Genomic DNA, 23,448 nt, shown 5'->3' on the forward strand with positions numbered 1-23,448 from the left:
GTCAGGAGGCCGCTTCGGCGTCCGGCGACGGCGGCGCCGGGAGCGCCACGGAGAACGTGGCGCCCTTCGAGAGCACGCTCTCCACCCAGATGCGCCCGCCGTGGCCCTCGACGATGCGCTGCGCGATGGCGAGCCCAAGGCCGGTCGAGCGCTCGCCGCCGGTGCTGACCGTCCTGGCCCGACCGAACGGGCGGAAGAGCTTGCCGATGTCCTCCGGCGCGATCCCGGGCCCCTCGTCCTGGACCGACACGATCACCTCGCTGCCGTCCCCGTTCGCGCCGTCCGGGGCGCTGGCGCTCTGGACCCGGACGCGGATGGTCGTGCCCGGAGGGGAGTAGTGGATCGCGTTGCTGATGAGGTTGTTGAGCACCTGCTCCAGCTTGTGGACGTCCACGTCGACCCGCGGGACGCTCTCGTCGCTCTCGACGACGAGCTTCATGCTCTTCTGCCCCGCGAGCACCATGTTGAGCGCCACGTTCGACTCGACGAGCTGGACGATATCCGTGCTCTTCCGGTCGAGGTTCAGCTTGCCGAGCTCGATCATCGACACGTCGAGCAGGTCGTTGATGAGCGAGAGCATGAACTTGCTCGAGCTCCGGATCATCTCGATGATCTCGACGCCGCCCTCCCGGAGCAGCGAGGACGGCTCCCCGCGCCGCTGTGTCATCAGCATGAAGTCGCTGTAGCCCAGGATGACGCCGAGCGGATTCCTGAGATCGTGGGCCGCCATGCCGACGAAGCGGTTCTTCTCCTCGTTCAGCCGCACCAGCTCCGCGTTCTTCGCCGCGAGCTCCTCGTGCATCTGGAGGAGCTGCCGGTTGCTCTCCTCGAGCGTGTCGGCGTACTGCTTGAGCTTGAGCTGGCTCCGCTTGTGCTCGATGGCGTAGCGGATCGTGCGCTCGAGGATCTGCGCGTCGAACCGCCCCTTCACCAGGTAATCCGCCGCGCCCGCGCTCATCGCGGCCATGTCGATCGCCTCGTCGCCGACGCCGGTCAGCATGATGATCGGGATCGCGCAGCCGAAGTGGTTCGCCTCGTGCACGACGTCGAGCCCGGTGCGGGCGTCGAGCCGGAAGTCGAGGAGGCAGACGTCGTAGCCGCCGGCGAGCAGCGCCTCGATCGCCTCGTCCGACGTGCTCAGCCACGTCACGTCGTAGCGGGTCCGGGATATCTCGCGGAGGAGCCGGCGCGTGACGAGATGATCGACCTCGTCGTCATCCACCAGAAGGACCTTGATCTCGCTGTCACTCATCGGGAGCCTCGACGTCGCCGACCCCGCGGAGCCCGGTCGCTCTCGCGCCGTGCCGCCCCGCGCCACGCCGCCCGCCGCGGGGCCGTGGCCGTGGTCATGGTCCTCGCTCTAGTAATCATTGCCGGCGCTTCTGCTCGTCCGCGACGCCCACGAACGCGCGCGCCAGGGTGATGAGCTGCCCCGCGTCGAACGGCTTGACGAGAAACGCCGAGGCGCCGAGGCGCGACAGGCACTGCCAGTCGGCCGCGCCCCCTGTCCCGGTCGCCACGATGATCGGAAAATCTCCGCCCTTCGGCAGCTTCCTCACCGCCGCGGTGAGGGCGATGCCATCCAGGCCGGGCATGTCGAGGTCGAACACGCCGAGCGACGGGGGGTTCGCCTGGATCGCGGCCAGCGCCGCGCTGCCGTCGGGCGCGGTCTCGATGATCGCGCCCGGCAGCGCCTGCGCGAGGACGCTGACGAGGAAGGCCCGGAAGGACGGGCTGTCGTCCGCGACCATGACGCGCGTCGAGCGCGCGTACGTCGGCATGGCGCTGCGCGCGTCGAGCAGCGCCTCGCGCAGCGCCTCGGCGCTCGCCGTGCGCTGGTCCGGCTCCTTGGCCAGCGCCGCGAGCACCGGCGCGTCGAACGACGACGGGAGGTCGAGGCAGAGCTCGCTCGGCGGGATCGGCGGCTGATAGGCGTGCTGCATGACCAGATCGACCGTGCTCGTGCTCTGGAACGGCAGGCGGCCGGCGAGCAGGTAGTAGGCGACCACCCCGAGCGCGTAGACGTCGATCCGCGGCAGGAGCGCCGGGTCGAGCTGCCGGCCCAGCGCGACCTCGGGCGCCAGGTACGCCGGGGTGCCCGAGAAGGCGAGCTCGATCCGATCGCCGCGCGGGATCCGCTTCGCGAGGCCGAGATCGGCCACCACGACGCGCAGGGCGTGGCCGACCAGGATGTTGCTCGGCTTGACGTCGCGGTGCGCGATGCCCGAGGCGTGGATCGCCGAGACGCCGAGGCAGGCCTGGTCGAGGATGCTCAGCGCCTCGTCGAGGCCGAGCCGGCCGCCCTTGCTGTGGACGTAGGTGTCGAGCGTGACGCCGGGCACGTACTGCATGACGAAGTACGGCGCGTTCTCGTACTCCCCGAACGCGTAGATCTCGACCACGTTCGGGTGGTGCACGCGCGCCATCGCCCGCGCCTCCGCGAGCAGCCGGGCCTGCATCTGCGCGTTGTCGAGCTGCTCGGGGCGGAGCAGCTTGATGGCCACGTCCCGCTGGAGCTGGTCGTCGCGCGCCAGCAGGATGACGCCCATCGCGCCTTCTCCGAGACGTCCGAGAATGCGATAGACCCCGCCAAGGATTGTGCCGTCGGGAGGCACCTGAACATGGCCTCCACCCTCGTGCATGCTCGACCGCGTGGCGGCCAGGGCCAGGTCTTCGTCGCTCAGCGTCGAGCCCTCGGCGTAGCGGTCGACCGGCGGCTCGACGCGCACGGGGGACCGGTCGCGCACCACCGTGTCCACGCCTTGCAGCGTATCCGCGACGTCGTGCACGAGCGGCGCCGGTGGATCACCGCCGTTCTCGCTTCCGGAGCTGAAGCCGGGCGGGCCGCCCGCCGCGTCTGCCATGGAGCGCATGATACGTGCCCTGCTCATGCCTATCAATGACGAGCGACACGCATCGCCGATGCGAAGGATCGTGCACGCGGCTGTCGGAGGACGTGTCGCAGGAGCGTCACGGTGAACGGGCACTGCTGAGCACGCGACCGCGCGGAGTCAAGCGCGATGTCGAGATTGTGTCGGGAGGACGCGCGGCTCAGCGCGCCTGGTTCTGTGAGCTGCGCAGCGCTCGCGAGCGCGGCGCGGCCCCTTGCGACGGGAGCGGCTTCAGCCGTGGCAGCCTCGGCAGCCGCCGCGCGCCGACGCGCGCCGCGCGGAGCACCTGGCGCGCGTCCTGGCGGAGCGCCGATGAGCGCGCGCTCGCGCTCGTGGCCGCTCATGGCGTTCGATCGGTCACAGCGCCATCGCTCACGGCGCGCCGATCCCGGCGAGGTACGCCCTCGCGAGGTGGATGTTGTCGTTCTGGGAAGGGTGGAAGTCGCGGCGCACATACTCGCGGATTCCGCGGAGGAACACGTCCTTCACGATGGCCCGCGGCCTGTGGAAGGGGAGGCGCTCCCCCGGCTCGTCGCGGCGGGGGATCTCCTGGAAGAGCAGCACGAGCAGGGCGGCGAGCCAGAACATCGAGAGCGTGATCGTGGCGACCGCGAAGCCGAGCATGCGGAGGGCGTAGCTCGGGTTGACCACCTTGAGCACGTCGAAGGCCACGGTCTTGTGCTCGATCTCCTCGGCCGCGTGCCAGAGCAGGAGCGCCCGCGCGGTCGGGTGGGCCAGGTCGAGCGTCCCCGCCTGGAGCGCGTCCTCCGCGAGGATCGCGGTGTAGTGCTCGAGCGCCGCGGTGACCGAGAGCCGCAGCTCGTGAGAGCAGAGGCGCTCGATGCCGTCGTAGGCGACCTTCTCGTAGGCGCGGAGGAACCCGTCGATCGCGTAGCCCTGCCCGCGGAGCAGATCGAAGAACCGCTCGTGCGCCTTCGCGTGGTGGCTCTCCTGGCCGAAGAACGCCTTCATCTGGGCGCGCAGCGCCGGGTCGTCGACCCGGTCGGCGTAGCGGGCGACGCTCCGGATGAAGAAGCGCTCGCCCGCGGGGAACAGGAGGTTGACGGCGTTGGCGATGTGGGTCGGCACCGCCGCCCCGCCGAGCCAGTAACGCGTGAGGCCCTGCTCGAACTGCACGGGCGGCTTGCGCGGTCTGAGGGACGGCTGCTCGGTGACCATCGTGCTCTCCTTACTTCCCGAGGTGCTTGCTCCCGAGGCGCCTCCGGTGCCCTCCGCGACGCCGGCGGAGCCTTTCCCGGGCGCGCCGGAGCGCCGCCCAGAGCACGGGCGCCGGGCGCATCCATACCAGTTATTGAACCAGAGTCAATAGTGTTGAACCTGGGTCAATAGCGTCGCGGGGAGGGGAGAGGCGGGGCCGCGGGCGCGGCGCGGGCAGGGTCAGGGGTTGTAGCGGCGGCCGGTGCGGTAGCTCGCGACGGCCAGCTCCACCGGGCGGAACAGGGGTGTGGGCAGGGCGTCGAGCGGGTACCAGCCCCAGCCGGCGATCTTGTGAGGCTCGCGCTCCTCCGGCTCGCCCTCGAACTCCTCGGCGAGGAGCTGGATGTCCACGTAGTGCTTGCCGTAGGCGACGATGTTGCTGAGGCACAGGAAGGAGAGCTTCTCGACGACAAGGCCGCTCTCCTCGCGCACCTCGCGGATCGCGCAGTCCTCGAACGACTCGCCGAGCTCGAGGTGGCCTCCGCACCAGGAGTAGCTGCCGTCGCCGTGGCTGCCGCGCCGCCGCGCGAGCAGCACGCGGCCGTCGCGCACCAGCATGACGCCCACGCCCACCTGCGGCCGCTCCGCGGCGCTCGCTCCGACGATCGCTCCTCCCACAGGACACCTCCCGCGCGGCGGAACAAGCGCGCGCGCGAGAGCGCCCTCTACCACGGCGGCGCCGCGCGGATCTGCCGCCCGCCCGCGCCGCGCCGCGCGGGCGCTCGCCCGGGCGCAAGGGCCGGATCCGATTGACTTTTCAGTGAACGCGCGTACCGTGCCAGTCCCTATGGATGCGACCTTGCCGTGGGAGCTGAATCCAGTCCTCGACCAGAGCCGGCTCCTGCTCCTGGCGCAGACCGCGTTCGACGTCCGCAACAAGGCGTTCAGCGAGGCGAACCGCGAAGAGGGGGATACGAGCTGGGGAATCGGCTGCAAGGCGCACGAGCGGTTCGGTCACGCCCTCTGCCGGCTCTCGGAGAGCGGCAACCACCCCTGGCTCACGGTCTACCGCGACGGGCTGTACCTGATGCCGCACATCGAGGGGGTGGCGGTGCGCGTGTACCGCGGCCCGGCCGACAAGCCCTCGCAGCGGCACCTCGAGGCCGCCCGCAGCGAGCACAATCGCCGCTCGGAGCCGCGGCAGATGGCGTTCTCGTTCATGGGGCAGGAGATCGAGCCGGACGGCCCGTGGTTCTGGATGATGGCGATCGAGACGGACGTCGAGGGGCGCGCGCTCCGCGCCGTGTTCTTCCAGGCCAACGAGGCCGGCGGCACCCGGAACGCGTGGGAGGCCCCGGTCGAGCGCCTCTCCGACGCGCCGGCGCATCGGTCGACGACCGCGCCGGCGCCGGCGCCCGAGCCCAGGGACAAGCCCGCTCGTCCGGCTCGACCGCGTGCGAACTCGGGCGCTCCGGGGAAAGGCGCGCTCGCGTCGCGCGAAGGACGGCCGCTGTTCCAGGCGCAGACCGTGCCCCTGCCGCTCGTGTCCCAGCCGAGCTGACGGCCGGCGACGACGGGCGAATCAGGTAGATCCCAGGCGGGGAGGGGGGCTGTCGGAGGGGGGTGAGCTCTCGCGCCGGATGTTCGGCTCCGCGCGGAGCTCGCCTTCCAGGATGGTGACGGCCTGTCCGGCCAGATCGACGCGATCGCCGCGCAGGCGCACGCGCACCACGCCGCCGCGCGCAGAGGCCTGATAGGCCACCATCTCGGTCTTGCCGAGGCGCGCCGCCCAGAACGGCGTCAGGCAGCAATGGGCAGAGCCGGTGACCGGATCCTCGTTGACGCCGGCGGCGGGCGCGAAGAAGCGCGACACGAAATCGAAGTCCCGGGACGAGCTCCGGCTCGTGATGATGACGCCCCGCGCGGGCACCGTCGCGAGCTGGCCGAAATCGGGCCTGGCGGCGCGGACCTCGTCCTCCGAGCCCACGAGGATGAGGTAGTCGAGCGCGTTCCTGCCGATGTAGAGCGGCTCCACGCGCAGCGCCTGCTCGAGGCCGGGCGGCGGCTCCGACCGCTCCTGGCGCTTCGCCGGGAAATCGAGCTCGATCCACCCGTCGTCGCGGCGAGATGCGGTGAGCAAACCGCTCTGCGTCGAGAAGCGCGCCTGCGCGTCCGGCGCGAGCTGGCCTGTCTCCCAGAGCACGTGCGCGCTCGCGAGCGTGGCGTGCCCGCAGAGCGCGATCTCCACCGCCGGGCTGAACCAGCGGAGATCGTAGCCGCCGTCGCCGCGGCCGACAAGGAAGGCCGTCTCCGAGAGGTTCATCTCGCGCGCCACGGCCTGCATCCACGCCGCGGGGCGCGCCTCGGGCAGGACGCACACGGCCGCCGGGTTGCCTCGGTACGGCTTGCCCGTGAACGCATCCACCTGGGTGATCCGAAGGCCCATCGCCGAACGACTACCGCGGTCGTGCCCCACAGTCCACGCGGAAGCGGCGGGCCTCCGACGGGCAGCCTGGAGATCACCGAGAACGGTGATGCACGGGGGCAGGCGTCACACAGGCATTCCCATCGTCCGGCAGAGCGCGTTGAACTCCTCCGTGAAGCGCCCGTTCGTGCCGCGCAGCACGAGCGGCGGTTCGTCGCAGGGGGGCGCCGCCTCCCCGGCGCGGCGCAGCGCATAGACAGAGAACAGCGCCGCCTTGCCCTCCTTCGGGACGACATCGCGCCACGCCTCGAGCGCGAGCCCCGCGGCCGCCGCGGCCGCCTCGACCCGCCCCCGCTGCCGCGCCGACGCGCAGGCCACGAACGGCGCGCCGGGCGCGAGCAGCCGCGCCGCCGTGAGGCAGTAGTCCTCGACGCCGCCGCGGTGCTCGAAGCGGCACGGCCCGCGCTGGAGATGAGAGGACTCGATGCCTGTGCCGACAGGCAGGTACGGCGGCGTGCCCGTCACGAGACCCGCGGGCCCGAGCCCCTCGACCGACGCCGGATCGCGCAGGTCCCCCCACCGCACCTCGCAGCGCGCGTCGAGGCCGTTCCACCCGACCGAGCGCCGCGCCATCGCCGCGCTCACCTCCTGCGCCTCCACGCCCGCGCAGCGCGCGTCCGGGAAGCGCCACGCGGTGAACAGCAGCACCGTGCCGATGCCGCACCCGAGGTCGACAGCGCGGCGCGGGGGCGCGTGCGCGACCCGCTCCGCCGCGAACCACGCGGTCACCAGGTCGTCGGCCGACCAGCGGTGGCCGTCGAGCCGCTGGAGGATGCGGAAATCGCCCGAGAGGTAGCAGAGGTCCTCGCCGGGGCCGGGCCAGACCTCCGGGCGATCCGGCGGCGTCGCGGGCCGCGGCCCGGGGGCGATCCATCCAGGCGGCCGGCGCGCGGGCCGGACGACGCCGCCGCGCGGCGCGGAGGGGGGCTGGGCGTCGAGCTGCACGTCAGGCGGAGCGATCATCGGACCCCATGTACCACGCCGCCGCGGCGTCAGGGGTTCTTGCACTCCTCCAGGAACTCGGGGTCATCGCAGAATCGGCACGGGGTGGTCTCACAGTCCAGCGGAGGACACGACTCGGGGCACCCCGGATCGTTCGGGTCGCAGTTGATGATCTGCCAGGTGAGCGAGCTCATGTCCTCCGGATCGGCCGGGCAATAACACGGCGGGTGGAAGGCGTGCGACGCCATCAGCGTGACGGTGTGGCACTCCCGCTCCGGCGTCACCCCGTCGGTCGGGAGACTCGCCGTATCGAGATCCCACGCGAGCGTGAAGGAGCGCTGTCCGCCGGCGATCGTTCCTGCCCCGACCGACGTCGGGGGCTGGAGCCTTCGATACGGGTTCCCGCCGTTGCTGCGTCTGCCGTAATCGATGTAGAGGGCGACCCACACGGGATCGCCGCTGTCCTCGGACAGCACCGACGCGGTGAAAGCCCTGCCGAAGTTCGGATCGTCCATGTGGATGGGAATGTGCTGCGGCGGGAAGATCGCGGTGAGCACCGGCGCGGTCTTCGAGGGGTGATCGTACTCCGGCGGCGAGATCACGAGGCAGCCAGCGGCCGACGCGGCGAGCGCCGCTGTCGCGAGCGAGCGCGCGAGGGCGGCGGCGAAGCGCGGGCGCGCCGCGAGGGCGGCGGCGCGGACGGGAGGAGGGCAGGACGGAGCGGTCATGGTGGCGCGGTGCAGGGGGCCGAGGGCGCGGGGCCCGAGCCGGACGCTGGAACTGTATCCGCTCGGGCGGCGCGCGGTGCATCTAGCTGCATTTGGACGGCCTCGGCGGAAGCGGCGCGCGGGGCCGCGGTGCGCGGCGCGGAGGACGCGCGGCCCCGTCGCGCCGCGAGGTCACTTGCGCGTGGCGGCCGGCGCGCCGTCCAGCGCGTAGACGACCTTCACCTGCGTGCTGAGCTGCACCTCGCCGGGCGCGACGGGGGTGCCCGCGTCGCCGTAGGCAGCGGCGGCCATGGCCATGCGGCCGTGGACGGGGCCCGAATCGATGATCTCGCTGATCGCGACGACGCGGCCGAGCGCGACGCCCTGCAGCCTGGCGAGCGCCTCGGCGCGCGCCCGCGCGTCGGCGATCGCCTTCTCGCGCGCCTGCGCCTCGAGCGGGTCGGTCTTGTCGAGGTCGAACGAGACGCCCCACACGTTGTTCGCGCCGGCGGACGTGACGGCGTCGAGCACCGCCCCGACCTGGTCGAGGTTGCGGATCACGGCCGTCACCGTGTTGCTCACCCGGTAGAAGTGCGCCGGCGGAGCCGGCTGGGGCGGCGCGAGGTCGGGCGGCGGCGGGGCCTTCGCCGCGGGCGGCGGCGTCGGCTTGGGCCCGCGCCCGGCGGGCGCAGAGGGCGCGGCGGGCGCGGCGGCCTGAGCGGCGGGCGCGGACGCCGCCGCGGAGGCCGCCATGGGCTGCGCGTAGGCGGTCGGCGCCCACGGCGGCACGTCGGGCTGCCGCACGAGCTGGATGGAGTAGTTGCTGGTCTGGATGTCCTTGTCCGCGATGCCGGCCTTCCTCAGCGCCACGAAGATCTCGTTCATGCGCGCGGCGGCCGCCTTCGTCGCCTCCGCGACCGTGGGCGCCATGACCTCGATGCCGAGCTGGGTGCGGGCGACGTCCGGCTTCGCGCTGACCTCGCCCCGGCCGACGACCGTGATGGTGTTGACCTCCGGGCTCACGGCCTGAGGCGTCGCCTGAGGCGCGCAGGCGGCGAGCAGGGGCGCGGTCGACAGCAGAAACCCGGCGAGACATAGCCGGCGCGACAGAGAGCTCTGGTTCTTCATGCCCGTGCAACGCGCGACGCCCGCGCCGGCTTACAGGGCGCGGCGCGGGTCGGCGCGGGTCGACCAGCGCGACGCCCGCGGCGGGCGCCTCGCTGCCCTCGGCAAGTTGCGCCACGGCGCGCCGGGTGCGCTATGGTCGTTCACGTGCTCACAATACCCAGCGATGAAGAGGCCCTCGGAGGTCTGCAGGGGGCCACGATCGGCAGCGACCTCTCGTCGAGCATCGGCTATCGGATCGTGTCGCGCGCCGGGTCCGGGGCGATGTTCGTCTCGTACTATGCGGTCCGCACCGCGCCCGAGGGCGAGACCCCCGTCGTGGTCAAGATCCTCCGGCCGTCGCTCTTCAGGCAGCTAGGTCCGTCCGCGGCGGTGATCGTGAAGAAGGAGGCGGTGTCCCTCGGCCGCCTCAACGAGCAGGTCCCCCCGACGCCGTTCGTGGTCCGGCTCATCGACACCGGCACGTTCGCGGTGCGGCGCGGCACGAAGACCCTCGATCTCCCCTGGATCACGATCGAGTACGTTCACGGCGGCGTCCAGGGCGTGACGCTCCGCCAGCGGGTGCAGGGGACCATCCAGGCTACGGGCCACGCGTTCGATCCGGCGCGCGCGACGCGCGCGATCGAGTGCATCTCGAGCGGGCTGTCGGCGGTGCACGACGTGGGCGTCGTCCACCGGCAGCTCACGCCGGAGAGCATCCTGTGCTGCGGGTCGGGCGACGAGGAGCTGTTCAAGATCAGCGACTTCGGCCTGGCGCGGCCGCGGGGCATCCGCGAGACGATCATGGCCGGCGTCGTCGGCAACGCCGGGGTCGTGCCGCCGGAGATGCTGTCCGCCGATCCGAGCACCATCGGCCCGTGGACCGACATCTTCAACCTCGCGTGCGTCATCTTCTTCGTGCTCACGGGCGAGGAGTACATCGTCGCGGAGTCGCAGGCGCAGGCGCTCATGGCGGCGATGGCGCGCACGCGCCGGAGCATCCTCGAGACGAGGTGGCTGCACCCCGCGCTGCGCGGCAACGACCAGGCGTGCAAGTCGATCGATTTCGCGCTCCGCTGGGCGTCGGCGGGCGAGGCGCAGGAGCGCCTCCAGGAGGCCGTGGCCGTGGCCGCGATGCTCTCGCCGTACCTCCGCCCCGCCTCGCCGGTCTCGGCGCTGGAGCAGCGGCTCGTCGCCAACGCGAGCGAGCAGCGCGCGCGCGCCCCGGAGGAGATGGCCCCCATGACCATCCCGTCCACGCACCTGAAGTCGCCGGTGCAGCTCACGGGGGAGCTCGGCCAGACGATGCTCTCGCCGCGCCAGCCGAGGGGCGCCGACCGCCCGAGCCCGGACCGCGCGATCGAGGCCGAGCTCGTCAGCGTGCAGCCGCCGCGCGCGCTGCGGGAGGCGCCGCAGCGGGTGTCGACGATCGTCGAGCGGTGGACGTGGAGCGTGCTCCACCACCCGAGCCTCGACTCGGTCATCCGGAGCGTGGCCTGGGACGGCTACGGCCGGTGCCTCGCGGCGGCGACGGGGGGGCTGCTGTTCTGGAACGGGACGGGCTGGAGCGAGGCGTCGTCCGGGGGCCTGCCGAGCCCGCAGGGCGTGCGCTTCGTGCACCGGATCGGGCCCGGCCGCTGGCTGCTCGGCGGCGACGCCTCGACGCTCGCGGTGTACACGACCGGCGGCGTCACGGGCGTGTTCCAGCTCCCGGGCGAGCCGCAGAGCCACGTGGCGCTGAGCGGCGACCTGGAGGACATGGGCATCCTGATCTCGACGACCCAGAACGACCCGCGGCCGCTCCTGCACGCGTTCATCGCGAAGCGGTGGCTGCGGCCGATGCCGGCCGAGGGCGTCGCGCTCCTCGCGGCCGTCGCGCGCGTCGAGGACGAGCGGTGGCTGCTCGTCGGTCGGTCGACGACGGGCGAGGGGCTGGTCGCGCTCTACGCCCCGCTCGACTGGCACCTGGAGCGCATCCCGGCGCCGCCGGCGCGCGCGTTCGTCGCGTGCGCGGGGCGGCCCGATCTGGGGCTCGGCATCGCGGTCGGCGCGGAGGGGAGCGTCGTCTGGCGGTACGGGCAGAGCGTCTTCACGGAGAACATCGAGCCGCGGCGCGCCCTGTCGGCGGCGACGATCGACAGCGAGGGCCGCGCCTGGGCGGGCAGCGCCGGGCGCATCTGGGTGCGGCGCGGCGGCGTCCCGCCGATGGCCGGGACGTGGGAGTGCGTCTGGGAGAACGACGCCTGGGTCGGCCCGGTCGTGTCGCTGTTCGTCGACTCGGAGGTCGTCGTCGCCATCACGGCGGACGGCGGCATCATCGAGGGGCGCGTCACCGGCTGACGGGCTCGCCCGTCCGCTGCGCCTCGTGCTCCGATGGCGGGACACCCCCTCAACCCCGAGGCCGGATCGACGCCGGTCCCCGACGATCCGCGCGAGGTCGCCGCGGCGCTGCGCGCCGGCGAGCTCTCCCTCGAGCTGACGCCGTACTACGGGTTTCGCTACGGCGAGCGCGGGCGGCGCTTCACGAGGAGCGACAGCGCGTTCCTCGTGACGCTCGCCACCCATACGCGCCCCGTCGTGGAGCGCCAGGTCCTCTGGCTCGCTGGCCTGCTCTCCAACCGCGGCATGCCCAGCGTGCTCCTGGAGCAGCACCTGCGGGTGCTGCACCGCGCGCTGTGCCGCGCGATCCCGAGGCGCGCCGCGTCCTATGAGCGTCTCGTGGAGGCGGCCGGGCTGCTGCTCGAGGCGCGGCGCGCGCGCCTGCCCGACGAGGCCTGCCGCGCGCTCTCCCGGTCGTTCGTCCGCGAGGCGGGGCTGCCGCCGACGCGGCTCGCCCTCGGCACCGGGTGGCTGCTCGCCGGCGCGGTCGCGGACGAGGGCTCCGGGATCCGCAGCGCCGTGAGCAGCGTGGCGTCGTGGTTCACCGACCCCGAGCTCTTCCCGCCGCGCTTCGTGTCGGCGGTGCAGAGCACCGTCGCCGAGGCGCGGGCCGCCGTGCGCCGGGCCCCGCGCTGAGCCGGCCTACCGGGCGCCCGGAGGCGCGTGGTAGCGCGCGACGACGATCGTGATGTCGTCGTCCGGGCTCGGGCACCAGCCCTCGACGTCCCGCAGGATCCGGTCGCGGATGGCGTCCACCGGCTCGGCCTGCGTGGCCTCGATGGCGGCGCAGAGCCGCTCGATCCCGAACTGCTCGCGGTGGACGTTGCGCGCCTCCGTCACCCCGTCGCTGTAGAGCACGAGGACGTCGCCGTCCTCGAGGACGAGCTCGGCGTCGCGCGTCATCGCGTCGATGGAGGGCAGGACGCCGACCCAGACGCCGGAGCTCGGGATGCAGGTGCAGCGCCGCGTGCTCGCGCGGCACACGATGAGGTCGTCGTGCGCGCCCGCGAAGGTCACGCGCCCGCCGCGCTCGTAGCGGAGCAGGACCAGGGTCGCGTGCTCGTCGCGCTTCAGGCGACCGCGGATGTTGTCGTGGAGCGCCTGGTTGAGCGCCGAGACGATCTCGGCGGGGCTCACGGCCTCCGCCCTGCGCGCCATCGCCGCCACCATGCTCTGGATCATCAGCATGACCAGGCCGGCCGCGAGGCCGTGCCCCGCGACGTCGCCGATCCCGATCCAGCCGCCCTCCGGCGTCCCGATGACGTCGTAGTAGTCGCCGCCCACCTCGGCCGCGGGCCTCATGAAGGCGCAGAGATCGAGCCCCTCGATCGCGAGGCGCGGCGGCACCAGCTTCGTCTGGATGTGCTGCGCGACCAGGCTCTCCTGGCGGCGCTGCTCCTGCTCCAGCCGCTCGCGTATCTCCACCTCCCGGACGATCTCCCGGTGCATCGCCACGGCCTTCAGCGCGGAGCCGAGCTGGAGGCGCAGGGTGTCGTAGACCACCTCGTTGGCGCCGCTGCCGAGCGCCGCGATGCCGTAGTGCTCCGCCTCCCCGAAGGTGATCGGCATCGCGAACACGCTCCAGCGCTCGGCGGCGCCGAGGAAGCCGGGCGGGGCGAGGCGGCGCGCCGGGAAGCTCCCGCGCGGCGGCTCCACCTCGCGGCCGTCTTCCATCAGGAAGAGCGGCCTCAGGGTGGCGCGCCCGGCATCGTCGTAGAGCGACACGGCGGCGCGCGTGAGCGACAGGCCGGGCAGCTCCGCCGCCAGCGTGCGCCGGAGCAGGGGCAGGCTCAGGGACGTCGACAGGCACCTCCCCGTCCAGCTCAGGTGGACCGAGGCGCGCTCCAGGTGGAGCCGCCGCTCCGCCTCCGCGCGCGTGGAGGCGTGGGCGATCAGCGCGCGGCATGCGTGCCAGAGCCGCTCGACGTCCTCGTGCTGCGCGCCCGCGCACGCCCGGCGGAGCCGCGCGCGGAGCAGCGTGACCACGCCCTGGAACTGGTCGAGGGCGACGCCCTCGCGCGTCGCGTCGTCGAGCACGCGCTTCAGCGCCTGCAGGAAGCGACCCTCCTGCCCCGCGAGCTCCTCCTCGAGCGCCGAGAGCAGCTCGCCCGGCCAGGCCCCCCGCAACGCGCCCGGGAAGAGCACGGCGCTCGCGAGCGCGCGCTCGACGGCGTCGCGCTGGTCGGCCAGCGAGGGCGGCCCGTGCGCGGCCGGCGCCGCCGCGAACGCGCGCGCCGACGTGCGCGGCACCGTCGCGTAGTAGCCGCAGCCGCACGACTCGCGGCGCGTGAGCTCGACCGGGAGGAGGCTGCACTCCGGGACGCGCTCGCCGCGGATCATGCGGACGACCTTCGCGACCGCGAGCGCCCCGAGCTGCTTGATCGGCTGGCGGATGGTCGTGAGCGACGGCTTCGTGACGCGCGAGACGGCGACGTCGTCGAACCCGCACACGAGGACGTCGCCCGGGACGTCGAGGCCGTGCGCCTTGATCTCGTCCATCGCGCCGAGGGCCATGTTGTCGTTCCCGGCGATGACGCCGTCGAAGTCGACCCTGCGCGCGAGGAGCTCGCGCATCGCGCGGCGGCCGCCCTCGATCAGGAAATCGCCGGACACGAAGAGCCGCTCGTCGTAGGGGATCGAGCGCGCCGCGAGCGCCCTCCTGTACGCGTCGGCGCGCAGCGTCGCCTCCTCGTTGCTCGGCGGCCCGCTGATGTACGCGACGCGCTGGCAGGCGTGGTCGTCGAGCATGTGCGCGACGATCGTCTCGGCCCCGCGCGCGTTGTCGACGATGACGCTCGGGACGCCGTCGAGCGCGAGCCCCACGCTGCACATGGGCAGGGGCGCGTACGACCGGCAGAACGCGTGGGTGCGCTCGGTTCCGAGGTGGTTCGTGAGCGCCGACGAGAGGATCACCAGGCCGTCGACCGTCTCCGCGCTGATGAGCGGGTAGATGCTGGTCGTCGGCATCATCGAGTAGCCCGAGCGGGCGTGCGTCTCCCCGAAGACGACGAGCAGGTTGACGTCGTGCTCCTCGGCGGCCCGCTCGACCCCGAAGCGCACCTCGGACTGGTATTCGCCGGTGAGATAATCGACCAAGAGCGCGATCGTTGGGCGCTTCGCCGCCATGCGCGTCGCTCTCAGCGCACCTTCTCGTCGATCGACACAAGGCTCGGGGACATGCGCTCGAGGGCCGTCAGGCTCCGCCGCTGCCACGCGAGCCGCGCGTCCGTGACGAAGCGAATCTCGCACTTGAGGCCCTGGGCGGCGACGCCGCAGATGAAGGCGATGAACGCCTTCAGGCAGCTCGAGTTCAGGAAGTAGAGGGCCCGTATGTCGAACTCGACGGCGGCCAGGGAGAGGCGCCTCACCTCCTCCTGGACCTCCTTGCAATAGCCGCCGAGCGGCGCGGCCGCCGCCATATCGCCGGTTCCGGTCAGCTTGATGCTGAGGCGGTCTCCGAGGAGCGCCGGCTCGATGCCGAAGCTGTCCGTGACGACGTGATCAACCCTTAAGCTGCTCATTCGTCCTCCACCGCTCGAGCGGCGCGTGCGCGATGATCGTGAGCTCGTTGCCCTCGATCTTGTAATCGACGTCGAGCCCCCCCTCGGCGCGGACGCGGGCGAGTCCCAGGCCGGAGACTCCCTCGATCATCGCCGTCCCGGTGATGAGCTCGTCGTAGTGCTTCAGCGGGTCGCTCGCGGTCTTGAGGTCGAGCAGGCGCTTCTCGACCTCCCTCAGGCGCTCCGGGGACGCCTCGTTGCGCGCGCGGATCTTCATGATGTGCGACCGCTCGTCCTCCTCGAGCGCGAGCTCGAGGCTCACGCGAGGGCCGGTGGAGTACTTGGTGATGTTCTCGGCGAGCTCGTGTGCGGCCATGTAGAACCGCGAGCTCACGTTCGCGTCGTCCAGGACCGCGCCGCAGAAGCTGGACACCAGCCGCAGCACCGCCGTCGCCAGGCGCTCGCTCGGAAAGAAGGTGATGCAGAGGAACAGCGAGGCACCCTGCGTCGGTTCGGGAGATGACACAACCTGTTATCCTACGCTGCTCCCGCGCTGGATCCAACCACTACTTCCGCGGACGGCGTGATCTCGGCGCTCATGTAGGGTGGTGTCCATCGACAACGCAGGAGCGCAGGGTGTCCTCCGCGTTTCAGTCCGGGCTTCAGTCCGCATCTCAGCGCATGACGCGTCGCGTTATGATGAGCTCGGTGGCACGCTCGTTGAACTGATCACGGTGCCCATCGACGGTGAAGTGTGTCGTGGATCCGGCGCAGCGCCGAGCGCCTCGCTCATTACCGCCGTCAGCCGCGGGGGGAGATCCCCTGTGGTCAACCCCACAAGGAGGTTATCGCTGTATGAAACGACGGTCCCATGCGCCCGGGCGATCGCGCCGCGGCCCCCATCGATCGACGGTGATCTCGGCCGTTCATCCCCTCGTGAGGCGCGGCGTCCTCGCCGGCGCCGCCGCCGCCGCGGCCCTCGGCTGCAGCGGCGGCCCCGAGGCGGAGGGCGGCCTCGCGCGCGGTTCCGGCGGCGACGGCGATGTCGAGGCGGGCGAGGCGCCCGCGCTCGGGGGCGCCTCTCTGGCGCTCTCGAGCGACGGAGCGGTGTGCGTCACGCTCCGGCGCGGGACGCTCGGCACGGTGAGAGATGCGACACTGTGGCAAAACGCTCCGGCCTGGAACGACTCCACCTCTCCGAACCTCTCGACTGGATTCGTCGCGCGCGCGGGCCACCGCCGGTCCGTCGTGCAGTTCGACCTCTCTCGCGTGCCCGCCGGCGCGACGGTCGTCTCTGCGACGCTGGGCCTCCACCAGACTCACAAGCTCGAGAGCAGCGCGATCAGCGTCCACCGCGTCACGGCGCCGTGGGACGAGCGGACCGTCACGTGGCAGAGCCTGGGCGCCGGCGGCTTCGACGCGGAGCGCGTGGCGACGATCGCGGCCGAGGCGGGCGTCGGCGCCCGCGCGGCGGACGTGTCGTCGCTCGTGCAGACGTGGGTGCTCGGGACCGCGGAGAACCACGGCGTGCTCCTCGACGAGGCGCCCGCGCGCGTCACCAACCTGAGGAGCAGCGAGATCGACCGCGCGGAGGAGCGCCCCCGGCTCGAGGTCTGCTACGTGACCTGCGCGGACGGGGTGCTGAACGGCCACGAGGCGGGCGTCGACTGCGGAGGGCCGCACTGCGCGCCCTGCGTGGGCGCGACGACGGGGGCGTCGAGCACCGCGACGTCGAGCACCGCGACGTCGAGCTCGACGGGCGCCTCGGCCGCGGCGGACGATCCGTGCGTCGACCCCGCCGCGCTGCCGCCCGACCCGTCGCCGCCCGCGCGGCTCTCCGAGACCGGGCTCTACGCGGACATCGCGACCCGGTCGCGCGCGGCGAACACGCTCGAGTTTCGCCCGGCCTACGAGCTCTGGTCGGACGGGGCGAGCAAGCGGCGCTTCGTGTACCTGCCCCGCTGCTCCACCATCGACACGAGCGACATGGACCACTGGTCGCTGCCGGTGGGGACGCGCTTCTGGAAGGAGTTCCGCGCCGAGGGCGTGTCCGTGGAGACGCGGCTCATCCACCGGTTCGGGCCCGGGATCGACGACTGGCTGTTCGCCGCGTACGCGTGGGACCCGTCGAGGAACGACGCGTTCCTGGTCGAGGACGGCGTCGAGGACGCGCGCGGCACCCGGCACGACATCCCGCGGACCGCGGACTGCTGGGAGTGCCACGGCAAGCTCCCGGAGCGGATCCTCGGCTTCAGCGCGCTGCAGCTCAGCCATGACGGGCCGGGCGAGACCATGGCGTCGCTGAGCCGCGCCGGGTGGCTCACCGTCCCGAGGCCGCGCGGGTTCCGCCCGCCGGGCGACGCCGAGGCCGCTGCCGCGCTCGGCTACCTGCACGCGAACTGCGGCAACTGCCACAACAGCACCGGGGTCGCGACGCTGCGGACACGCCTGCTCGCCGCGAACACCACGGTGGAGAGCACCGACACGTACACGACCGGCGTGGGCGTGACGCCCAGCTTCTGGGAGGCCGGCGTGGTCCACCGGATCACGGCGGGAGATCCCGAGTCGAGCGCTGTCGTGCGCCGGATGGCGCACCGCGGTACGCGGGCGCAGATGCCGCCGATCGCGTCGGATGTCGCCGACGCGGCGGGGCTCGCGGCGGTCCGCGCGTGGATCGACGGGCTGCGGCCGCGTGCCGGGGCGGCGAGCGGCGCGAGCAGCGGCGCGGCCATGAGCAGCGCGAGCAGCGTCAGCGCGAGCAGCGCGAGCGCGAGCAGCAGCGCCGGCGCGGGCGGCGCGGGCCCTGGCACCGGCGGCGCGAGCTCCGGCGCGGGCGGCGCGGGCGGCGCGAGCCCCGGCAGCGGCGCCGGCGGCGCGTGCGCCGGGGTGCCCCGCCTGAAGCTCACGCAGATCGCGTCCGGGCTGGAGGCGCCCCTCTTCCTCACGAGCCCGCCGGGCGACAGGTCGAGGATGTTCGTCCTCGAAAAGGACGGGGTCGTCCGCCTCATCAAGGACGGCGTCCTCCAGGCCACGCCGTTCCTCGACATCCGGGGCGGGACCTCGTGCCCGCCGTCGCGCCCCGCGAGCGCGCACCCGCTCGTGTGCACGCCCAGCCCGACCGCGGAGGGCGGGCTGCTCGGGATGGCGTTCCACCCCAGCTACGCCAGCAACGGCCGCTTCTGGCTGTTCTACACCGCCGCGCCCAGGGGCAACGTCACGATCGCCGAGTTCCGCCGCTCGGCCTCGAACCCCGATGTCGCCGACACGTCGGCGGCGAACCTGCCTGTCCGGAAGCTCCTCGACGCGCGGCACGGCGGCTGGAACCACGCCGGCGGCACGCTCGCCTTCGGGCCGGACGGCCACCTCTACGCCTCCGTCGGCGACGCGGCCGTCACCCCGTACTCGACCTCTCCGGCGAAGGACCTCTCGTCGCCGCTCGGCAAGATCCTGCGGATCGACGTGGACACCGGGCTCGGCCCGTCCGGCAACCTCACCGGCGACGGCGTGAACCCGCTCGTCTGGGACCACGGCCTGCGCAACCCGTGGCGCTTCAGCTTCGACCGGCGCACGGGCGATCTCTACATCGCCGACGTGGGGCAGAACGCGTGGGAGGAGCTCAACATCGAGCCGGCCCGCACCGGGCGGCGCAACTACGGCTGGCCGACGATGGAGGGCAACCACTGCGTCGCCGCGGGGTGCTCCCGGGTCGGCGTCGCGCCCGCCGTGGAGCACAGCCACGCGAGCGGAGAGGGCGGCTCGATCACCGGCGGATACGTCTACCGCGGCGCCGCGATCCCGTGCCTCCAGGGGAGGTACGTCTACGGCGACTACGGGACGCACCGCTTCTGGACGCTGCGGTGGGACGGCGCCACGGTGCGCGATCACGTGGAGATCACGGACGACCTCGCGTCGAGCCTTCCGGCGGCGTCCTTCGGCGAGGACGCCGCCGGCGAGCTCCACGTCGTCATGCTCACGGGGGAGGTGTTCCGCATCGACCCGAGGTGATCCGGCGAGCGCCGGCGCTCGCCACGCCGCCGCGCCGCGCCGCGACGCTCCAGCGAGGGCGCCGCCGCGCCGCGCAGGGCCGCGCGGGCGCTGCGCGGCCGGCCTACCCCGCGAGCTGTCCGTAGCCCGACCGGAGCTTCGCGAAGCGCGGGCGCCAGGCCCGGCTCTCGGCGAGCAGCGGCGCGGTGCGCGCGAGGAGCAGCGCCACGTCGTCGGGTCGGCCGGCGTCGAGCAGCGCGCGCGCGCGCCAGTAGAGCAGCTCGACCCGCTGGTCGGCGCTCAGACCGCTGCCGATCTCGCCGCCCTGCTCCCCCTCCTCGCGCAGCGTCGCCCGCGAGCGCGCGCCCTCCATGCTGTGCCTCGGGTCGCGCACGGCGAGCTGCATCACGCCGAGCAGGGCCTGGGCATAGTGCGGGAGATCCGCGACCGCCCCCTGCGCCCTGAGCCACCGGAGCTGCCGGCTCGCCTCGGCGTGCTCGTCGCGCATCGCGTGGATCCGCGCGAGCAGGAGCGCGCTGCCGTAGACAGGCCGGTCCTTGAACTGCTCGTCGAGCGAGCGCACCTGCCGCACGAGCGGCAGCGCCTCGTCCTCGCGCCCCCAGAGGTAGAGCAGCTCCGCGAGCTTGATCGTCGCCTCGCGCTCCGCCCAGGTGTTGGCCTCCTCGCGGGCGAGCTGGACGGCGCGCCGGAGATCGGCCATCCCGCGATCCGGCGCGTCGAGGGCCGGCCAGAGCTCCGCGCGGCGGACGAGCGCCGCGCAGAGGTGGACCCGGTCGCCGCGCTCCTCGCAGCAGCGCACCGCCTCGTCGAAGCGCTGCTCGGCCTCGTCGAGGTGGCCGCACCGCGCGAGGACGCAGGCGAGGAGCGTCAGGCCGGTCACGTGCGTGTCGTGGTCGGCCTCGCGGACGGTCTCCACGCCGCGCGAGAGCCGCTCGAGGGCGTCCTCCAGGTTGCCCTTGCGAAACGACGAGCGGCCCGCCGCGACCTCGAAGCGCGCGGCGAGCGCGGCGTCCACGGGGCCCTCGCGGGGGTCGAGCAGCGGGATCACCTCCTCGACGCGCGCCGAGGACTCCTCCCAGGCGCCGGCCCAGTCGAGCGCCGTCGCCTCCTCGAGCAGCGCCTCCGCGATCATCCGCGGGTCCTTCATCGTCCGGGCGAGCGCGCCCGCGGAGCGGAGATCGTCGAGCGCGTCGCCGGTGCGCAAGACGCGGTAGCGCACGCGCGCGCGGCCGAGCAGCGCGAGGTAACGCTGGCGCTGATCGTCGCCGTCCGCCCAGAGGAGCGCGGACGAGTAGTGCCCCTCCGCGACGGCGTTGTTGTGCCGGTCGCGCTGGAGATCGCCGAGGATCAGGTACGCGTGCGCCGCGCGCGCGCGGGCCCCGGAGGCCGCGGCGTGGCGCGCGATCGGCTCGAGCAGCTCAGGCGCCCTCGGCTGCGCCTCGGCGAGCGACTCCCAGACGGCCAGCGCGTGCCGGTGCACCCGGGCGCGCTGCTCTTCCGGGAGGAGCGCGTAGATCGCCTCCTGCAGGAGCGCGCTCCGGAACGCGTAACGGGCCCCGCCGCACGGCGTGTCCTCGCGCCGCGCGACCTCCTGCGCGCCGCGCGGCGCGAGGATCCCCCGCGCGGCGAGCGCGCGCAGGCCGGCCGGGACGTCGACGCGCGTCGCCTCCGCGTCCTCGCGCTCGAGCGAGCGCTGCGCGGCCGCCGCCACGTCCTCCGAGAGCTCGAAGCCGAGCACCGCGCACAGCGTCGCGCACGCGGCGAGCTCCGGCGGGAGCGCCTCGAGCTGCCGCGCCGCGAACCACTGCCAGGCGGGCGACGGCGGGAGCTTCTCGAGGTCGGCGGTCGCGAGCTGGTAGCTGTTCGACCGCGCCCGCAGCCGCACGAAGCCCCCGCGCTTCAGCGCGCGGGTGAGCTCCACGAGGCAGCGGGGGTTGTAGCCGGCCCACGCGCAGATGCGCCGGAGCGCGGCGCTCGGCGGGGGCTCCGCGGGCCGGAGGAGCTCGGCGCAGAGGAGGAGCCCGGCGGCGTCGTCGAGCGGCAGGAGCGCGACGTGATCGCGCGCGCTCGTGCGGGCGCTCAGCGCGTGGCGACGCGCCGCGAGCTCGGGCGCGCCGGCGAGGAGCACCCAGAGCGGGAGCTGTCCCTCGCGGCGCGTCGCGAGGTCGAGCGCGTCGAGCGTGAAGCCGTCGGCGAGGTGCGCGTCGTCGAGGATCACGACGACCGGCCGCTCCGTCGCCCGGCGGCGGAGCCCCTCGGCCAGCGCGCGGATCACGCTGCCGCGGCGCGCGGCAGGCGGCGGCCGGTCGGCGGCGCCCGCGGGCCAGCCCAGGCAGGCGGCCACGGCGGGCCACACCTCGCCGCCGAGCGGATCGCCGAGCCGCTCGACGCAGAGCGCGCGCGGGTCGCCCGGCGGGGGGCCGTCCGCGACGCCGAGCACCGCGGCGAGCAGGGCGGCCGCGGTCTGCGCGGCGCGGCCGCACCCGGGCGGCGCGGGCGCGGCGCGGGCGGGGAGCTCCGGCTCGGCGCGCAGGGAGATCACGAGCGCGCCGGGGTGCGCGCGGCGGGTGCCCTCGGCGAGCTCCTCGGCGAGCCGCGACTTGCCGGCGCCGCGCTCGCCGACGAGCGCGCAGAGGCCGGGTCCGAGCCCCGCGAGGGCGCGCTCGCGGCTCTCGTCGAGGGCGCTCAGGGTGGCGTCGCGCCCGACGAGCGGCGGCGGCGCGGCGCGCGCGGCGTCGCGATCGCCCGGGGGCAGGGGCGCCTCCTGCGCGAAGAAGTAGCGGCCGTCCTCGCTCGCCGCGGCGACGTCGAAGCCGGGGTGGGCGGTCACCAGCTCGGCGCTGAGCGCGATCCCGCGCCACGGCTCCGCGGGGAGCCACGACTCGGGCCGCTCCACGGCCAGCCCGGCGACGACCTGGACGCTGTCCGCGTCGCGCGCCTCGCGCCGGAGCTTCAGCGGCGCGACGTGGATCGCGAGCGGCGCGCCGACGGACGTGACGATCTCGCGCCCGGCGAGCAGCGCGCGCTCCGCGGCCGCCTCCTTCGGTCCGGGGAAGATCGCGACGAAGCGGTAGCCGCGCTGCCGCGCGAGGTGCCCCTCGTGCCGTGCCACGGCGGCGCGGACCTCGGCCTCGGCGCCGCGGGCCTCGAGGGCGAGCACCACCGTGTCGTACCGGTCCGAGGAGATCGAGGCCGCGTCGTCGCCCTCGCGCGCGGCGGCCTCGCCGGGCGGGCCGAGCGCCGCCGCGCCCGCCGACGCGAGCGCGGCCCGCAGCGAGGCCGCGTCGCGCGGGCGGAGCGCCCGCTCCTTGGCGAGGCAGGCGAGGACGAGGGCCTCGACGGGCGCGGGGACGGGCGCGAGCTCGCCCGGCCGGGGCGGCCGCCGGCTCAGGTGGCCCTGCGCGACGCTCGCGCGGTCGCCCGAGAACGGCGCGCGCAGCGTGAGCAGCTCGAAGAGGAGCGCGCCGAAGGCGTAGAGGTCCGCGCGCGCGTCGATCGGCTCGGCCCGCAGCCGCTCGGGCGAGGCGTACTCGGGCGCGCCGAGCATGGCGCCGAGCGTGGTGAGGACGCTGTCCGCGGGGTGGCACACGACGCCGCGCTCGCGCTGCGACAGGCCGAAGTCGAGGAGCCGCACGCCGCCGCCGGGCTCGAGGAAGACGTTCTCGGGCGCGAGGTCGACGTGGACGAGGCCGCGCTCGTGCACCGCCTGGAGGCAGCTCAGGACGGCGAGCGCGACGTCGAGGGCGAAGCGCAGGTCGAGCGCGGCGGGCAGGCTCTCGAGGCGGGTCGCCAGCGTCTCGCCGTGGAGCCGCTCCATGGCGATGTACGCGCGGCCGTCCTCGAGCACGCCGTTCTGGAGCAGGCGCGGCGAGACCGGGGGGCCGAGCTGCTCGAGCGCCCACGTCTCGCAGCGGAAGCGCTCGCGCGCGAGCAGCGCGTGGGCCCTGCTGATCTTCAGCACCGCGGGCGCGCCGTCGTCGAGCCGCGTCGCGTCCCAGAGGACCGAGAACGCGCCGGTCGCGAGCGGCTGGCCGACGCGGAAGCCCGCGAGGGACGGCGGCGCCTCGGCGTCGAGATCGAGCGGCGTGGCGTGGCGCGGCGCCGTGGCGCCGTCCGCTGAGCAGACGGCGAGGGCTGCAAGTCGACGATGACAGGATGGGCAGCGCGGCAAGAAGACCTCTGATGGCTCGGATGGCCCGGCTCGAGAGGTGACCGATATTACCGGGGTTCCGGTCATGATGAATGGGAAAAGCCGACGTCGTGCCGCATCGACTTAC

16 protein-coding genes are annotated in these 23,448 nt (G+C 73.8%); 4 read left to right on the forward strand and 12 right to left on the reverse strand.

Annotated elements, in window-relative coordinates:
- Nucleotide 1 precedes the first annotated feature (1 nt).
- The 4 genes from WME76_RS06830 to WME76_RS06845 form a co-directional block, all read right to left on the reverse strand.
- Entirely contained in the window at nt 2-1,252 is a 1,251-nt protein-coding gene (locus WME76_RS06830) for an ATP-binding protein (RefSeq protein WP_437959379.1), read from the reverse strand.
- 115 nt (nt 1,253-1,367) lie between these two features.
- Nucleotides 1,368-2,864 carry a protein kinase domain-containing protein gene (locus tag WME76_RS06835; RefSeq protein ID WP_437959380.1) on the reverse strand — a complete coding sequence of 499 codons (1,497 nt, stop codon included), beginning with the start codon at nt 2,862-2,864 and terminating at the stop codon, nt 1,368-1,370.
- A 399-nt stretch (nt 2,865-3,263) separates the two neighbouring features.
- The gene (locus WME76_RS06840) at nt 3,264-4,070 is read right to left on the reverse strand and encodes a metal-dependent hydrolase (RefSeq protein ID WP_437959381.1); all 807 of its coding nucleotides are present in this window, start codon (nt 4,068-4,070) and stop codon (nt 3,264-3,266) included.
- Nucleotides 4,071-4,289: 219 nt separating this feature from the next.
- Entirely contained in the window at nt 4,290-4,727 is a 438-nt protein-coding gene (locus WME76_RS06845; protein WP_437959382.1) for a nucleotide triphosphate diphosphatase NUDT15, read from the reverse strand.
- 181 nt (nt 4,728-4,908) lie between these two features.
- Between WME76_RS06845 and WME76_RS06850 the strand changes: the two genes are divergently transcribed.
- Nucleotides 4,909-5,610, forward strand: coding sequence for a hypothetical protein (locus WME76_RS06850; RefSeq protein ID WP_437959383.1), 702 nt, complete (start codon nt 4,909-4,911; stop codon nt 5,608-5,610).
- Between the two features lie 21 nt (nt 5,611-5,631).
- On the opposite strand, the gene WME76_RS06855 is transcribed toward WME76_RS06850, so the two are convergent.
- The 4 genes from WME76_RS06855 to WME76_RS06870 form a co-directional block, all read right to left on the reverse strand.
- Entirely contained in the window at nt 5,632-6,495 is an 864-nt protein-coding gene (locus WME76_RS06855) for a PhzF family phenazine biosynthesis protein (RefSeq protein ID WP_437959384.1), read from the reverse strand.
- A 105-nt stretch (nt 6,496-6,600) separates the two neighbouring features.
- Entirely contained in the window at nt 6,601-7,497 is an 897-nt protein-coding gene (locus tag WME76_RS06860) for a tRNA1(Val) (adenine(37)-N6)-methyltransferase (protein ID WP_437959385.1), read from the reverse strand.
- 29 nt (nt 7,498-7,526) lie between these two features.
- Nucleotides 7,527-8,204 (reverse strand): hypothetical protein, encoded by a 678-nt coding sequence (locus WME76_RS06865; RefSeq protein ID WP_437959386.1) that lies wholly within the window; start codon nt 8,202-8,204, stop codon nt 7,527-7,529.
- Between the two features lie 171 nt (nt 8,205-8,375).
- Nucleotides 8,376-9,311, reverse strand: a complete 936-nt coding sequence (locus tag WME76_RS06870) for an SIMPL domain-containing protein (RefSeq protein WP_437959387.1) — start codon at nt 9,309-9,311, stop codon at nt 8,376-8,378.
- A 144-nt stretch (nt 9,312-9,455) separates the two neighbouring features.
- On the opposite strand from WME76_RS06870, the gene WME76_RS06875 reads away from it, so the two are divergent.
- On the forward strand, nt 9,456-11,627 hold the full coding sequence (locus WME76_RS06875) for a serine/threonine protein kinase (RefSeq protein WP_437959388.1): 2,172 nt from the start codon (nt 9,456-9,458) through the stop codon (nt 11,625-11,627).
- 33 nt (nt 11,628-11,660) lie between these two features.
- The gene (locus WME76_RS06880) at nt 11,661-12,302 is read left to right on the forward strand and encodes a hypothetical protein (RefSeq protein WP_437959389.1); all 642 of its coding nucleotides are present in this window, start codon (nt 11,661-11,663) and stop codon (nt 12,300-12,302) included.
- Between the two features lie 6 nt (nt 12,303-12,308).
- On the opposite strand, the gene WME76_RS06885 is transcribed toward WME76_RS06880, so the two are convergent.
- The 3 genes from WME76_RS06885 to WME76_RS06895 are packed head-to-tail and all read right to left on the reverse strand — an operon-like array spanning nt 12,309 to nt 15,692.
- Nucleotides 12,309-14,792, reverse strand: a complete 2,484-nt coding sequence (locus WME76_RS06885) for a SpoIIE family protein phosphatase (RefSeq protein ID WP_437959390.1) — start codon at nt 14,790-14,792, stop codon at nt 12,309-12,311.
- A gap of 11 nt (nt 14,793-14,803) precedes the next feature.
- A complete protein-coding gene (locus tag WME76_RS06890; RefSeq protein ID WP_433935323.1) occupies nt 14,804-15,187 on the reverse strand; it encodes a hypothetical protein in 384 nt (127 codons plus the stop codon).
- The gene (locus tag WME76_RS06895) at nt 15,168-15,692 is read right to left on the reverse strand and encodes a hypothetical protein (RefSeq protein ID WP_061617816.1); all 525 of its coding nucleotides are present in this window, start codon (nt 15,690-15,692) and stop codon (nt 15,168-15,170) included. The genes WME76_RS06890 and WME76_RS06895 overlap by 20 nt, the downstream gene beginning before the upstream one ends.
- Nucleotides 15,693-16,021: 329 nt before the next feature.
- Between WME76_RS06895 and WME76_RS06900 the strand changes: the two genes are divergently transcribed.
- On the forward strand, nt 16,022-19,171 hold the full coding sequence (locus tag WME76_RS06900) for a PQQ-dependent sugar dehydrogenase (protein WP_437959391.1): 3,150 nt from the start codon (nt 16,022-16,024) through the stop codon (nt 19,169-19,171).
- A gap of 103 nt (nt 19,172-19,274) precedes the next feature.
- Here the strand turns inward: WME76_RS06900 and WME76_RS06905 are convergent, their stop codons facing one another.
- Entirely contained in the window at nt 19,275-23,342 is a 4,068-nt protein-coding gene (locus WME76_RS06905) for a serine/threonine-protein kinase (protein WP_437959392.1), read from the reverse strand.
- Nucleotides 23,343-23,448: the final 106 nt, after the last annotated feature.

Origin of the sequence: Sorangium sp. So ce119, assembly GCF_051524405.1 — a bacterium.
Lineage (GTDB): Bacteria > Myxococcota_A > Polyangia > Polyangiales > Polyangiaceae > Sorangium > Sorangium cellulosum_G.

What these genes read in the sequence shown, in the direction of transcription:
- WME76_RS06830 (WP_437959379.1), bottom strand. Translation starts at nt 1,252, where the DNA reads ATGAGTGACAGCGAGATCAAGGTCCTTCTGGTGGATGACGACGAGGTC.
- WME76_RS06880 (WP_437959389.1), top strand. Translation starts at nt 11,661, where the DNA reads ATGGCGGGACACCCCCTCAACCCCGAGGCCGGATCGACGCCGGTCCCC.
- WME76_RS06900 (WP_437959391.1), top strand. Translation starts at nt 16,022, where the DNA reads ATGAAACGACGGTCCCATGCGCCCGGGCGATCGCGCCGCGGCCCCCAT.
- WME76_RS06840 (WP_437959381.1), bottom strand. Translation starts at nt 4,070, where the DNA reads ATGGTCACCGAGCAGCCGTCCCTCAGACCGCGCAAGCCGCCCGTGCAG.
- WME76_RS06890 (WP_433935323.1), bottom strand. Translation starts at nt 15,187, where the DNA reads ATGAGCAGCTTAAGGGTTGATCACGTCGTCACGGACAGCTTCGGCATC.
- WME76_RS06835 (WP_437959380.1), bottom strand. Translation starts at nt 2,864, where the DNA reads ATGGCAGACGCGGCGGGCGGCCCGCCCGGCTTCAGCTCCGGAAGCGAG.
- WME76_RS06870 (WP_437959387.1), bottom strand. Translation starts at nt 9,311, where the DNA reads ATGAAGAACCAGAGCTCTCTGTCGCGCCGGCTATGTCTCGCCGGGTTT.
- WME76_RS06860 (WP_437959385.1), bottom strand. Translation starts at nt 7,497, where the DNA reads ATGATCGCTCCGCCTGACGTGCAGCTCGACGCCCAGCCCCCCTCCGCG.
- WME76_RS06885 (WP_437959390.1), bottom strand. Translation starts at nt 14,792, where the DNA reads ATGGCGGCGAAGCGCCCAACGATCGCGCTCTTGGTCGATTATCTCACC.
- WME76_RS06865 (WP_437959386.1), bottom strand. Translation starts at nt 8,204, where the DNA reads ATGACCGCTCCGTCCTGCCCTCCTCCCGTCCGCGCCGCCGCCCTCGCG.
- WME76_RS06855 (WP_437959384.1), bottom strand. Translation starts at nt 6,495, where the DNA reads ATGGGCCTTCGGATCACCCAGGTGGATGCGTTCACGGGCAAGCCGTAC.